The sequence below is a fragment of the Trujillonella humicola genome, assembly GCF_046233715.1.
Classification (GTDB): Bacteria; Actinomycetota; Actinomycetes; order Mycobacteriales; family Geodermatophilaceae; genus Trujillonella; species Trujillonella humicola.
In genome coordinates this window covers 1-12,622 of record NZ_JBJNRJ010000090.1, presented here as the reverse complement: position 1 = coordinate 12,622, position 12,622 = coordinate 1, and the positions used below count along the sequence as shown (strand labels likewise).

Genomic DNA, 12,622 nt, shown 5'->3' with positions numbered 1-12,622 from the left:
TCTTCTTGGTCGTTGATCCCTCTACCGGAGGCCTCGCCTATTTCCCGGCACCAACACGCCGGATGGACCCTTCCGGTGACTTCTCAAACACGGCCTAGCAGCCGCATGACGAGCCCCAGCAGCGCCGCGTCGAGGGCCGGGTAGAGCGACCAGACCAGCCGCGTCCCCAGCGGGAGCTCGGCGTCGGAGACGATCGACGCGAGCGACAGCTGCCACACCAGCGCCAGGCCGGCGACGAACACGACCAGCGTGTCGATCCAGCCCGCGACGATCCCGTCGCGCGAGCGCTCGCGCCCCCCGGCGAGCCGCCACAGCCCGAGGCCGAGCGCGACGTAGCTGGCCAGGTAGCAGGCGTCCGACGCTGCGACGTCGGCCCCGACACCGAGCTCGGCCTGCACCTGCCAGCAGACGTCACCCAGGAAGAAGAGGGTCAGACCCAGCGCGAGCAGGCGCACGGCCGGGCGGGCACGCTCCGGCTGGCGCCCGCTGCCCCGCCAGGCCAGGGCGACGGCGGCCAGCTCCACCGCGTAGTAGAGGAGCAACCCGGCGAGGCTGCCGTACACCGCCAGGTGGACGGCGAGCAGGGCGGCCGCGACCACCCCGGCTCCCGCCGTGCTCGCCCGCAGATCCCGGCGCACCCTGCCTCCCAGCCGTCGACGTCGCTGTCGATCTGGGATCGGCCGGCCCTATCCGGAACTACACGAGCCGAAACCGGCTCTGCCCCGCAGGGGTGACGCCCCCGGTCACCGCAGGCCGGCGTCCACCAGGTGCGGGCCCGGCTCGGCCAGCGCGGTGCGCAGCTGCTCGGCCAGCTCCTCCGCGGTCGTCGCGCGCGTGGCCGGCACACCCATGCCCTGCGCCAGCGCGACGAAGTCCAGGCCCGGGCCGCCGAGGTCGAGCAGCCTGCCGGCCCGCTCCCCGCCGCCGGACGCACCGACCCGGGAGAGCTCGTGCTCGAGGATCGCGTAGGAGCCGTTGTCGCAGACCAGCACGGTGACGTCCAGCTGCTCGCGGGCCATCGTCCACAGCGCCGAGATCGTGTACATGGCGCTGCCGTCGGCCTGGATCGCCAGCACCGGCCGGTCCGGCGCGGCCACCGCGGCACCCACCGCCATCGGCAGCCCGTCGCCGATGGCGCCGCCGGTCAGCGACAGCCAGTCGTGCCGCGGCGCCCCGGAGGTCAGCTCGGCCAGGCCCACGCCGGAGGTCAGCGCCTCGTCGACCACGATCGCCCGCTCCGGCAGCAACGCGCCGACGACCGCGGCCATGGTGCGCGGGGTGAGCTCCCCGGTCGGCAGCTCCGGCCGGGAGGCCTCGAGCAGCTCCGGCTTCGCCTCCCCGGCGACCAGGTCCGCCAGCTCCCGCAGCGCCGCGACGCCGTCCTCCCCCGGCTCCGACAGCACGTGCACCGTGCAGCCCTCCGGCACCGGCGTCCCCGGGGTGTCGGGGTAGGCGAAGAAGTGCACCGGCGGGCGGGCGCCGGCCACCACGACGTGGGCGGTGCCGGCCAGCGAGGCCATCGCCATCTCCGGCGGGTAGGGCAGCCGCGGCAGGTCGGGCAGCCCGGCACCGCGGACGGCGCGGGCGGGGAACGTCTCGCTCATCAGCCGGGCGCCGGTGCCCGCCGCGACCTGCGCGGCCGCCCGCAGCCCGGCCTCCGAGGCGACGACGTCCCCGCCGACGAACAACACCACCGGCTGCCCGGAGCGCAGCGCCGCGGCGACCGCGGTGAGCCGGTACCCGGTGGGCACCGGCGCGTGCCAGGCGGCCGGCGGATCGGCGGGCTCGGCGCCCTCGGACCACGACACGTCGGCGGGCAGCACCAGCGTGGCCACCTGCCCCCGCGCCGCGGCGGCCACGGCGTCGACGGCGTCGGCGGCGACGTCGGCCGGCGTCAGCGACCGGCGCACCCAGCCCGAGACGCTCCCGGCGAGCGCGTCGACGTCCGACTCCAGCGGCGCGTCCAGCCGCTTGTGCGACCGGGCGTGGTCACCGACGACGTTGACCAGCGGTGCCCCCCCGCGGCGGGCGTTGTGCAGGTTGGCCAGCCCGTTGCCCAGCCCGGGGCCGAGGTGCAGCAGGGTGGCGGCCGGGCGGCCGGCCATCCGCGCGTACCCGTCGGCGGCGCCGGTGGCCACCCCCTCGAACAGCGTCAGGACGCCGCGCATCTGCGGCACGTCGTCCAGGGCCGCCACGAAGTGCATCTCCGAGGTGCCGGGGTTGGCGAAGCAGACGTCGACCCCCGCCGCCACCAGGGTCCGGACCAGTGCCTGTGCGCCGTTCACGTCCGCGACCCTCGCACGCGGGCCCGGCGTCCGCTGGGCCAGACTGACCGCGCCCCGCTGCCGACCGGACGAGGAGCCATGAGCACTCCGCAGCCCGCCGCCGTGTACAGCCGCCCGCACCCCGCCTTCAGCGCGCTGGTCGGGCTCACCTCGCTCGGTGTCCTGCTGCAGGGCCTGTGGGCCGGGCTGTTCCTCGGCACCGACGACTACGGCACGTGGGTGTCGGTGCACCGGCACGCCGGCGAGGCCACCGTCGTGCTGGGGCTGCTGACGACGGTCGCCGCCGTCGTCTGGATGCGGCACCGGCGTCCGGTCGTGGCGGCCACCGCGGCGCTGACCGTCCTCCTGCTCGGCGAGTACCTCCTCGGCCATTTCGCCGACGACGCCCGGGGCCTGCTGGTCGTCCACGTCCCGCTGGCCATGCTGCTGATGGCCCTGGCGGTGTACCTGCCCGTGCTGGCCCGTCGCGGCTGACGGCGCGGACGCCGCCACCGGCCGTCCGCTCCCGACGTCGAGATCTGCACACTCGTCACCATCAGGGGCTGATGGTGACGAGTGTGCAGATCTCGCACGGCCCTCAGCGCTTGAGCTGGTACTCCTTGAGCAGGTTGCGGCTGATGATCGTCTTCTGGATCTCGCTGGTGCCCTCGCCGATGAGCAGGAACGGCGCCTCGCGCATGAGGCGCTCGATCTCGTACTCCTTGGAGTAGCCGTAGCCGCCGTGGATGCGGAAGGACTCCTGGGTGACCTCGGCGGCGTACTCGCTGGCGATCACCTTGGCCATGCCGGCCTCGACGTCGGAGCGCTCGCCGGCGTCCTTGAGCCGCGCGGCCCGGACCATCATCGTGTGCGCGGCCTCGACCTTGGTGGCCATCTCGGCGAGCTTGAACGCGATCGCCTGGTGCTGGGCGATCGGCTTGCCGAAGGTCTCCCGCTGCTGGGCGTAGGCGATGCCCAGCTCGAAGGCGCGCAGGGCGAGGCCGCAGCCGCGGGCGGCCACGTTCACCCGGCCGACCTCGACGCCGTCCATCATCTGCGCGAACCCGCGCCCGGGCTCACCACCCAAGATGGCGTCGGCGCCGATCCGGTAGCCGTCGAACACCAGCTCGGTGGTGTCCACGCCCTTGTAACCCATCTTGTCGATCTTGCCGGGGATGGTCAGCCCGGGGGCGACCTCGCCGAACCCGCGGGGCTTCTCCACCAGGAACGTGGTCAGGTTCTGGTGCGGCTTGGGGTGCCCGAGGTCGGTGCGCACCAGCGCGGCCACCAGCGAGGAGGAGCCGCCGTTGGTCAGCCACATCTTCTGCCCGTCGATGACGTAGTCGTCGCCGTCGCGGACGGCCTTGGTGCGGATCGCGGCGACGTCGGAGCCCAGCCCGGGCTCGGACATCGAGAACGCGCCGGTCACCTCGCCGGTGGCCATCCGCGGCAGCAGCCGCTCCTTCTGCTCGGCCGTGCCGTGCTGGCGGAGCATGTAGGCGACGATGAAGTGGGTGTTGATCACGCCGGAGACGCTCATCCAGCCGCGGGCGATCTCCTCGACCGCCAGCGCGTAGGTGAGCAGCGACTCCCCCAGCCCGCCGTACTCCTCGGGGATCATCAACCCGAAGATCCCCAGCTCCTTGAGCCCGTCGACGATCTCGGTCGGGTAGGTGTCGGAGTGCTCCAGCTCCTGGGCAACCGGGATGATCTCCTTGTCCACGAAGGTCCGGACCGTGGACAGGATCTCCTGCTGCACGTCGGTCAGGTCGGCGGTCTGGGCGAGACGGGCCATCGGTTGCTCCTCCGGGACTCCGGTGTCCGTTGTTACCGGCGAGTATGCGGGACGGCGGGGCTCCCACCACCGTGGCGCCCGTCACCTCGGCCGCCTGCTCCGCCGCCCGCGAGGCTAGCGTCGGCCGGGATGACCGCCCGCCTGCGCCTGTCCGCCGCGCTCGCCGCCGTCCTGCTCCTGTCCGGCTGCGGCGGGGACGACGACGGCGCGGCCGGGGACGGCGGCCCGACCGGCACCCCGACCAGCGCGCCGGCCCCCGCCCAGGCCGCCGAGTCGGCCGCGGCCGCGCTGGACCCGGCGAGCGTGGGCAACGCCGGGGAGGCCGCCCTCGCGGTCGCGCTGCGCGACGCCGATCTGCCCTCCGACTGGTCGGTGCAGGCCAACCCGGTGCCCGAGCTCAGCGACCTGGACGCCAACCCGAGCCTGGAGGGCATCTGCGGGGTGACCTTCGCCTCGGAGGAGCGCCGCGTCCTCAAGTTCCCCGTCGTCGGGCTGGACCCGGCCGGGGCCGCGGAGGTCGCGTCCGAGGCGATCGCCTACGACTCGGCGGCCGCCGGCGCCCTCGCGCTGACCGAGCTGCGCGACGCCCTGGCGGCGTGCCCGGCCGGGGACCGCACCTTCGCCGACCCGCCGGTGATCGAGGGCCTGGCCGACGACGTCGTGGTGGCCCGCTACCGGCTGACCGACGGCACCACCCAGGACGTGATCGCCCAGGGGCGTGGCGCGGTGGTGTCGGTGCTCGTCGCGGAGGATCCTGCGGCGGGCGCGGCAGCCGCCCAGGGCATCGCCGCCCGGCTGCGCGCCCTGCCGCCGGCCGCGGTCGGCCAGTGACCGGGAGGACTTCCATGAGCAGCGACGACTTCTACCGCGGCGACCCGCCGCCGTCCGCCTACGGCGCGCCGACCTCGGGGCCGCCCTCCGACCAGGCACCCCCGCCCGGCTACGGGCCGCCGGGGTACGGCCCGCCCGGGTACGGCCCGCCACCGGGCTACCCGCCGTACGCCTACCGGCGGCCGACCAACACCATGGCGATCCTCGCGCTGGTGTTCATCTTCGTGTTCGCGCCGGCCAGCCTGGTGCTGGGCCTGGTCGCCCGGCGGCAGATCCGGGAGACCGGCGAGGAGGGCGACGGCATGGCGCTGGCCGGCGTCATCGTCGGCGGCATCGCCGTGGGCCTCTTCGTGCTCGGGCTGCTCCTCTTCGTGGTCGCCGCGTCCGCGGTCTCCTTCGGCCCCTGACGCACGTCGAGATCTGCACACTCGTCACCATCAGCGCCTGATGGTGACGAGTGTGCAGATCTCGTCGAGGGGGTCAGGCGTCCGGCGGGGTGAAGGTCGACGTGCGGGACATGCCGGCGGCGCGGCCCTTGCCGGCGATGACCAGCGCCATCTTGCGGCTGGCCTCGTCGATCATCTCGTCGCCCAGCATCGCCGACCCCTTCTTGCCGCCGGCCTCCGACGTGTACCAGTCGTAGGCGTCCAGGATCAGCTCGGCGTGGTCGTAGTCCTCCTGGCTCGGCGCGTAGATCTCGTTGGCCGCGTCGATCTGGCCCGGGTGCAGCACCCACTTGCCGTCGAAGCCGAGGACGGCGGAGCGCTTGGCGACCTCGCGGAACGCGTCCACGTCGCGGACCTGCAGGAACGGGCCGTCGATGGCCTGCACGCCGCGGGCGCGGGCGGCCATCAGGATCTGCATGAGGATGTAGTGGAACGGGTCGCCCGGGTAGTCCGGGTGCAGGGCGCCGACCACCAGCGACTTCATGTTGATGCTCGCCATGAAGTCGGCCGGGCCGAAGATGATCGTCTCGATGCGCGGGCTGGCGAACGCGATGTCGTTGACGTTGATCAGCCCCTGCGCGGTCTCGATCTGCGCCTCGATGCCGATCCGGCCGACCTCCAGGCCGTTGGCCTTCTCGATCTGGGACAGCAGGAAGTCCAGCGCCTTGACCTGGGCGGCGTCGGCGACCTTCGGCAGCATGATGCAGTCCAGGTTCGCCCCGGCGCCCTCGACCACCTCGATCACGTCGCGGTAGGTCCACTCCGTCGTCCAGTCGTTGACCCGGACGGTGCGGATCTTCTCGCCCCAGCCGCCCTCGTTCAGCGCCGCCACGATGTTCTTGCGGGCACCGGGCTTGGCCAGCGGGGCGCAGGCGTCCTCCAGGTCCAGGAACACCTGGTCGGCGTCGAGCCCCTTCGCCTTCTCCAGGAACCGGGGGTTGCTGCCCGGGACTGCCAGGTTGGAACGGCGGGAACGGAGCTCGGCCACGGTGCCTCCTGCTGCTGGGGGTCGGCGGCGCCTCGCCGCCCGTCAGCTACCGGATAGTAGGGACGGCCCGAACGGCCCGCCGAAGTGGCCACTCCGGCGGGGGGACGGCGCTACGTGGCCGGTTCCACGATCGTGGCCGGCCGGCTGGCCCGGACGACGAGCGCCACCCCGGCGACGACGAGGACGACGCCCGGCAGCGCGAGCAGCGGCGGGAGCTGGCCGAGCAGGACCAGCGCGAACAGCAGCGCGCCGGGCACCTCCAGCAGCACCACGAGGCTCACCATCGTCGGCCCCACCGTGGCCAGGACCAGGTTGAGCAGCGTGTGCCCGAGCAGCTGCGCGCAGAACGTGATGGCGGCGATCAGCCACCAGTCCTGCGCGGGGAACCCGCCCAGCGGCGTCCCGGTGGCCAGGGCCGCGACGGCGATCGCGACCGCGCAGACGCCGTAGCAGACGACGGCGTAGGCCGACGTCGACAGCCGGACCCGGGCCCGCGCGCCGGCCAGCACGTAGCCTCCGGCGCAGATCGCTCCGAGCAGGGCCAGCCCGTCGCCGGCCAGCGCCCGGGTGCTCACCGTGACGTCGACCCCGGCGATGAGGGCGACGCCCGCGACGGCGAGCACCAGCCCGCCCCACACCGCGCCGGGGAGCCGCACGCCGGCGATCCGCGCGGCCAGCGCCGTCCAGATCGGTGTGGTGGTGACCAGCGCCGTCGACGCGGCGACCGTCGTCATCGACAGGCTGGGCAGCCACGCGGCGAAGTGCGCGGCGAGGAACAGGCCGGCCACCACGGAGCTGCCCAGGTCGCGCATCCGCAGGCCGCGCAGGACGGCGCGCTCGCGCAGGAGCAGCGGCAGCAGCGCGGCGGCACCGGCGGCGTTGCGCCAGAACGCCAGCGCCAGCATCGGCGCACCCAGCAGGGTGGTCAGCGGGGCGGACAGGCTGATGCCGAGGACGGCCAGCGACAGGATCCCGACGTCGCGGGTGCCGGGCCGGTGCACCGCCCACGCCGACCGGCCCTGCGGCGGGGCCCCACCGACCGCGCGCTGGGGGACGGCGGAGTCCGTCAACGGCCGGGCACCCGGATCCGCCCGGAGGCGACCGGGACCACGGCCCCGGCGACCGTGGCCGCGCTCGCGCGCCCGCCCGACGCCGTCACCGTGCAGACGAGCTCCGAGGGCCGGCCCATCGCCTCCCCCTGGTGGACGACGTACCGGCTCGTCCCCTCCCCCGCGAGCAGGCCGTTGGCGACCAGCCACACCCCGGTGCCCAGCGCGGCCGAGCCGGTGGCCGGGTCCTCGCCCCAGCCCAGCCCCTCGGCGAAGACGCGGGCGCGGACGGACGCGCCGTCCCAGGCGAGCACCGAGACGCCGTGACCGACGCCGAGGGCCGCCAGCGCGGCGGGGTCCGGAGCGGCGGCGTCAACGACCTCCGGGCGCACCGCGAGGTAGGCGAACGGCAGCCCGCAGCCGGCCACGTCGGCCCGCGGGCCGGCGACGTCCGCCGGCGACAGCCCCATCGCCCGGGCCAGCGCGCCCGGCTCCGGGCCGTCCTCCAGCGTCGGGCGGCCACCGGACAGCCGGGCTCCGCCGCCGTCCACGACGACGTCGAGCACCCCGGCGCCGCACTCCTGGCGCAGCGTGCCGGCGGCGAGCCGGCCGGTGCGCACGAGCGTGTGCGCGGCGCCGACGCTCGGGTGGCCGGCGAAGGGCAGCTCGACGTGGGGGGTGAAGATGCGGTTGCGGTAGTCGCCGCCCGCGCGCGGGGCGGAGAGGAACGCGGTCTCCGACAGGTGGAACTCGTTCGCCAGGGCCTGGCACTGCTCGATGCTCAGCGCCCCGGCATCGAACACCACCGCCAGCGCGTTGCCGGCGAAGGCCCGCGGCGCGAAGACGTCGACGATCTCGTACTCCAGCGCTGCCGGGGCGTCCACGTCCGCCGACGGTAGCCTCCACGGCCATGACGACGGTGACGCGGGCATACGTCTCGCGCGTCGCCGGTCTCCTGGTCTTCGACCCCAACGGCGACCGGGTCGGCAAGGCCCGTGACGTCGTCGTCGCGCTGCGCGTCGGCACCGCCTGCCCGCGGGTGCTCGGCCTGGTGGTCGAGGTGGTCGCGCGGCGCCGGATCTTCGTGCCGATGGGCCGGGTGACCGCGCTCGACCCCGGCGCGGTGATGCTCGCCTCGGGCACGCTGAACCTCAAGCGCTTCGAGCAGCGCCGCGGCGAGACGCTGGTGCTCGGCGAGCTGCTGGACCGCACCGTGACCATCACCGAGTCCGGCCGCCGGGCGACCGTCGTCGACGCCGGGATGGAGCAGACCCGGACCGGGGAGTGGCTGATCACCCGGCTCGCCGTGCAGGAGCCCGGTCGGCTGGGCCGCCGCGGCCAGCTGCAGCAGCTCGCCTGGGACGAGGTGACCGGGCTGGGGCTGGCCGAGGACGGCCAGGGCACCGAGACCCTCATCGCCACGTTCCGCGAGCTCAACGCCGCCGACCTGGCGCACGCGCTGCAGGAGCTGCCGCTCAAGCGCCGGCACGAGGTCGCCGAGGCGCTCGACGACGAGCGGCTGGCCGACGTCCTGGGCGAGCTGCCCGAGGCCGAGCAGATCACCATCCTCGGCACGCTGGAGGAGGGACGCGCCGCCGACGTGCTCGAGGAGATGGATCCCGACGACGCCGCGGACCTGCTGTCGGAGCTGTCCAACGTCGACCGCAACCGGCTGCTGGAGCTCATGGCCCCCGACGAGGCCGAGCCGGTCCGCCAGCTGCTGCAGTACTCCGAGGACACCGCCGGCGGGATGATGACCAGCGAGCCGGTCATCCTCACGCCGGACGCGACGATCGCCGAGGCGCTCGCCCGGGTGCGCGCGCCCGAGCTGACGCCGGCACTGGCCAGCCAGGTCTACGTCTGCCGCCCGCCCTCGGCCACCCCGACCGGCCGCTACCTGGGGCTGGCGCACATCCAGCGGCTGCTGCGCGAGCCGCCGTCCAGTCTGGTCAGCGGGGTGCTCGACGACCTGGACCCGCTGCGGCCGGCAGCTCCGCTGGCGGAGGTCACCCGCTACTTCGCCACCTACAACCTGGTCGCCGCGCCGGTCGTCGACGAGCAGGGCCGGCTGGTCGGCGCGGTGAGCGTGGACGACGTCCTGGACCACCTGCTCCCCGAGGACTGGCGCGAGCGGGCGCGGCGTGGCTGACCCCGCCCGGCGGCTCGACGTCCCGCGGAGCCGGGCCCGGGGGTTCGGCCTGTTCCTGCGCCTGGACCCCGACGCGGTCGGCCGGTTCGCCGAGGGGATCGCCCGGTTCCTCGGCACCGGGCGCTTCCTCGCCGTGCAGACGATCATCGTCATCGCGTGGATCACGCTGAACGTCGCCGCCGTCCGGCTGCGCTGGGACCCCTACCCCTTCATCCTGCTCAACCTCGCCTTCTCCACCCAGGCCGCCTACGCCGCACCGCTGATCCTGCTGGCGCAGAACCGGCAGGCCGACCGCGACCGCGTGCAGGCCGAGGAGGACCGCGCCCGGGCCGCGACGACCCGCGCCGACACCGAGTACCTCGCCCGGGAGCTGGCGGCGCTGCGCGTGGCCATCGGAGAGCTCGCCACGCGTGACTTCATCCGCGGTGAACTGGGCCGGCTCGTCGACGACCAGGGCGAGGACCGGGAGCGGAAGGGCAAGAAGAAGAAGGATCGGCGCGACGTCGCCACCGAGGGCATCGCCCCGGCACGGTGAGTGGTCGTCGGGAGTGGGACGCGGCGCGCACCGTGGACGCCGCCCGCGCCGCCGAACTCGTCGCCCGGGTCCGTCCCGAGCTCGCCGGCGCTCCCGTGTCACCGCTGGGGACCGGGTGGGACAACACCGTCTTCCTCGTCGGCGACCAGGTGGTCCGCTTCCCGCGGCGGGCCGTCGCGCTCCCCGGCTTCGCCCGCGAGCTCGCCGTCCTGCCACGGATCGCCGCACTGCTCCCGCTCCCGGTCCCGGTCCCGGTCTGGACGGGCACCGACGACGACCCCGACGATCCCTGGCCCTTCGCCGGCGCGGCTCTCGTACCGGGGCGCGAGCTCGCCGACGCGGGGATGGCCGACGGCGACCGGGTGCCCGCGGCGGCGGCAACCGGGCGCTTCCTGCGCGTCCTCCACGGGCCGGCGGTGCTGGCTCGCGTGACGACGCAGGATCTGCCGACCGATCCCCTCGACCGCGGCTGGCCCGCGGCACGGGCCACGCAGACGGACGAGGCACTCCGCGGTCTGGTGGCCGACGGCCACTGGGCCGGCGACCCCGAGGTCGGTCGGCTGCTCGCCTCCGCCCGTCGGCTCGACCGGCCCGACGGCGAGCCGGCGCTGGTCCACGGCGACCTGCGCGTGCGGCACCTGCTCGTGCACGAGGACCGGCGGGCGGCCGGCGTCATCGACTGGGGCGACGTGTGCCTGGCCGACCCCGCCGTCGACCTGGGGATCGGGTTCGCCGCCTTCGCCGGACGGGCGCGCCGGGCCTTCCTCGCGGCCTACGGTCGCATCGCCGGCAGCCGGAAACTGCGCGCCCGCGCCCTCGCCGTCCGGCTGTCGGCGCTGCTCGCGCGGTATGCAGCCGCCGAGGGCCGGACCGCGCTGCTCGCCGAGGCCGTGGCGGGCCTGCGGCGCGCCGTCGCCTGAATGGGCTGTCGGTCCCCGGCGGCAGACTGCGGCCATGCGCGCGCACGCCGTGGTGCCTTCGCCGGTCGGGCCGCTGACCGTCGTCGCCGCCGACGGCGTGCTGGTGCGGCTGTACCTCGAGCCGCCCGGGCCGGCCGCCGACCTGGGGGACCGCGACGAGGTCGCCCTCGCCGCCGTCGCCGGGCAGCTCGGCGAGTACTTCGCCGGCGCGCGAGAGGCCCTCGACGTCCCGCTGCGGCCGCTCGGCAGCGCCTTCGAGCTCGCCGTGTGGGAGCAGCTGACCGCCATCCCCTACGGCGAGACCCGCTCCTACGGCCAGGTCGCCCGGGCGGTCGGCGAGCCGGGCGGGGCGCAGGCGGTCGGCCTGGCGTGCGGGCGCAACCCGCTGGCCGTCGTCGTCCCCTGCCACAGGGTGGTCGGCGCCGACGGCAGCCTCGTCGGCTTCGGCGGCGGCCTGCCGCGCAAGCGGTTCCTGCTCGACCTGGAGCAGCGGGCGGCCCGGATGTTCTGACTGCGAAGCCGGTCGGGTCAGCCCACCAGGTGCACCAGGGCCCCGGCCGCGCCGGCGAGCACGAGGACCACGATGAACGGCGCCCGCAGCGCCAGGGCCAGCGCCGCGACCGCCAGCCCCACCAGCCGGCCGTCGACCACCAGCTCCTGGCCGGAGGTCAGCGCCTGCACGGCGACGAGCGCGGCCAGCAGCGCCGCCGGCACGAAGTCCACCACCCGGGCCACCCACGGCTGCTCGACCCACCCGGCGGGCACCGACAACCCGGCCAGCTTGAGCAGGTAGCAGCCCAGGGAGGCGCCGAGCACGAGCGTCCACAGCGTGCCGTCGCTCACGCCTCGGCCTCCCGCGGCCGCGGCCGGCCGGCCAGCCCGACGGCGACGACGGCGGCGATCACCTGCACGCCGGCCGGCACGAACGGCGTCAGCACCAGCGCGACCACCGCGCCGCCCAGCGCCACGCGGCGCTGCACGGCCGGCTCGGCGGCGCCTCGCTGCAGCCGCGGCCACAGCAGCGCGAGGAAGGCGGCCGGGACCACGGCGTCCAGCGCCGCCTGCGCCGTGCTGCCCAGCGCCGCCGAGCCGAGCGCCCCGACGACCGTGGTGGCGTTCCACAGCAGGTACACGCTCGCGCCGGTGGCGAGGAAGCCGAGCCGCGCCAGCCGCCGCTCGGGGGCGGAGACGGCCATCGCCGTCGTCTCGTCGATGACCCAGTGGGCGGCGCCCAGCCGGCGCAGCACCCCCCGCGGTCGCAGCAGCGGGACCAGCCGCACGCCGTAGACGGTGTTGCGGGTGCCCAGCAGCAGCGCGCTCCCGGCCGCCGCCAGCGCACCGCCGCCGGCACCGAGCACCCCGACCAGCGCGAACTGAGAGGCGCCGGTGAACATCAGCAGCGAGAGCGCCGCCGCCTGCCAGGCGTCCAGCCCGGCCGCCGCGGCGGCCGCGCCGAAGGCGACGCCGTACAGACCGACCGCCACCCCCAGCCCGATGGCGTCGCGGAGGACGGCGGTGCGGGCGGGGTCGGGCACGTTCGCCGAGACTAGGCCCTGTTTGATAAGTCGCGGAGATAGATGTTGATGTTGGTGATCTCGACGGTGGCGTCGTAGCGGACGGCGAGCTTGTCGTACCGGGTGGCGAA

Annotated in this window: 15 protein-coding genes; 7 read left to right on the top strand and 8 right to left on the bottom strand. The window is 75.2% G+C overall.

The features are described 5' to 3' along the window. Nucleotides 1–83 precede the first annotated feature (83 nt). Together ACK586_RS24675 and ACK586_RS24670 are read right to left on the bottom strand one after the other, a co-directional pair. Entirely contained in the window at nucleotides 84–638 is a 555-nt protein-coding gene (locus ACK586_RS24675) for a hypothetical protein (protein WP_409333177.1), read from the bottom strand. 105 nt (nucleotides 639–743) lie between these two features. After that, entirely contained in the window at nucleotides 744–2,285 is a 1,542-nt protein-coding gene (locus ACK586_RS24670; protein WP_409333176.1) for an acetolactate synthase large subunit, read from the bottom strand. Nucleotides 2,286–2,363: 78 nt separating this feature from the next. Here ACK586_RS24670 and ACK586_RS24665 point away from each other — a divergent pair, with 78 nt between their 5' ends. Next, a complete protein-coding gene (locus ACK586_RS24665; protein ID WP_409333175.1) occupies nucleotides 2,364–2,759 on the top strand; it encodes a hypothetical protein in 396 nt (131 codons plus the stop codon). A gap of 103 nt (nucleotides 2,760–2,862) precedes the next feature. Here the strand turns inward: ACK586_RS24665 and ACK586_RS24660 are convergent, their stop codons facing one another. Further along, nucleotides 2,863–4,059: an acyl-CoA dehydrogenase family protein gene (locus tag ACK586_RS24660; protein WP_409333174.1), complete on the bottom strand. Its 1,197-nt coding sequence runs from the start codon at nucleotides 4,057–4,059 to the stop codon at nucleotides 2,863–2,865. A 129-nt stretch (nucleotides 4,060–4,188) separates the two neighbouring features. Between ACK586_RS24660 and ACK586_RS24655 the strand changes: the two genes are divergently transcribed. Continuing rightward, nucleotides 4,189–4,890, top strand: a complete 702-nt coding sequence (locus ACK586_RS24655) for a hypothetical protein (RefSeq protein WP_409333173.1) — start codon at nucleotides 4,189–4,191, stop codon at nucleotides 4,888–4,890. Nucleotides 4,891–4,904: 14 nt separating this feature from the next. After that, on the top strand, nucleotides 4,905–5,297 hold the full coding sequence (locus tag ACK586_RS24650) for a DUF4190 domain-containing protein (protein ID WP_409333172.1): 393 nt from the start codon (nucleotides 4,905–4,907) through the stop codon (nucleotides 5,295–5,297). 73 nt (nucleotides 5,298–5,370) lie between these two features. Here the strand turns inward: ACK586_RS24650 and ACK586_RS24645 are convergent, their stop codons facing one another. The 3 genes from ACK586_RS24645 to ACK586_RS24635 all read right to left on the bottom strand — a co-directional run bounded on the left by ACK586_RS24645 (nucleotide 5,371) and on the right by ACK586_RS24635 (nucleotide 8,257). Then, entirely contained in the window at nucleotides 5,371–6,324 is a 954-nt protein-coding gene (locus tag ACK586_RS24645) for an HpcH/HpaI aldolase/citrate lyase family protein (RefSeq protein ID WP_409333171.1), read from the bottom strand. A gap of 110 nt (nucleotides 6,325–6,434) precedes the next feature. After that, nucleotides 6,435–7,394: a DMT family transporter gene (locus ACK586_RS24640; protein ID WP_409333170.1), complete on the bottom strand. Its 960-nt coding sequence runs from the start codon at nucleotides 7,392–7,394 to the stop codon at nucleotides 6,435–6,437. After that, entirely contained in the window at nucleotides 7,391–8,257 is an 867-nt protein-coding gene (locus ACK586_RS24635) for a PhzF family phenazine biosynthesis protein (RefSeq protein ID WP_409333169.1), read from the bottom strand. The genes ACK586_RS24640 and ACK586_RS24635 overlap by 4 nt, the downstream gene beginning before the upstream one ends. 26 nt (nucleotides 8,258–8,283) lie before the next feature. On the opposite strand from ACK586_RS24635, the gene ACK586_RS24630 reads away from it, so the two are divergent. From ACK586_RS24630 to ACK586_RS24615, 4 genes are read left to right on the top strand one after another with little or no spacing between them, the layout of a single operon-like run. After that, nucleotides 8,284–9,522 carry a magnesium transporter MgtE N-terminal domain-containing protein gene (locus ACK586_RS24630; RefSeq protein WP_409333168.1) on the top strand — a complete coding sequence of 413 codons (1,239 nt, stop codon included), beginning with the start codon at nucleotides 8,284–8,286 and terminating at the stop codon, nucleotides 9,520–9,522. Continuing rightward, nucleotides 9,515–10,057: a DUF1003 domain-containing protein gene (locus tag ACK586_RS24625; RefSeq protein WP_409333167.1), complete on the top strand. Its 543-nt coding sequence runs from the start codon at nucleotides 9,515–9,517 to the stop codon at nucleotides 10,055–10,057. The genes ACK586_RS24630 and ACK586_RS24625 overlap by 8 nt, the downstream gene beginning before the upstream one ends. Further along, the gene (locus ACK586_RS24620; RefSeq protein ID WP_409333166.1) at nucleotides 10,054–10,977 is read left to right on the top strand and encodes a phosphotransferase family protein; all 924 of its coding nucleotides are present in this window, start codon (nucleotides 10,054–10,056) and stop codon (nucleotides 10,975–10,977) included. The genes ACK586_RS24625 and ACK586_RS24620 overlap by 4 nt, the downstream gene beginning before the upstream one ends. Nucleotides 10,978–11,011: 34 nt before the next feature. After that, complete coding sequence (locus ACK586_RS24615; protein WP_409333165.1) at nucleotides 11,012–11,488, top strand: methylated-DNA--[protein]-cysteine S-methyltransferase; 477 nt, start codon at nucleotides 11,012–11,014, stop codon at nucleotides 11,486–11,488. Between the two features lie 17 nt (nucleotides 11,489–11,505). Here ACK586_RS24615 and ACK586_RS24610 read toward each other — a convergent pair whose 3' ends face one another. Together ACK586_RS24610 and ACK586_RS24605 are read right to left on the bottom strand one after the other, a co-directional pair. Continuing rightward, complete coding sequence (locus tag ACK586_RS24610) at nucleotides 11,506–11,820, bottom strand: AzlD domain-containing protein (protein WP_409333164.1); 315 nt, start codon at nucleotides 11,818–11,820, stop codon at nucleotides 11,506–11,508. Then, the gene (locus ACK586_RS24605; protein WP_409333163.1) at nucleotides 11,817–12,512 is read right to left on the bottom strand and encodes an AzlC family ABC transporter permease; all 696 of its coding nucleotides are present in this window, start codon (nucleotides 12,510–12,512) and stop codon (nucleotides 11,817–11,819) included. Before ACK586_RS24605 ends, ACK586_RS24610 begins: the two co-directional genes overlap by 4 nt. Nucleotides 12,513–12,622 lie beyond the last annotated feature (110 nt).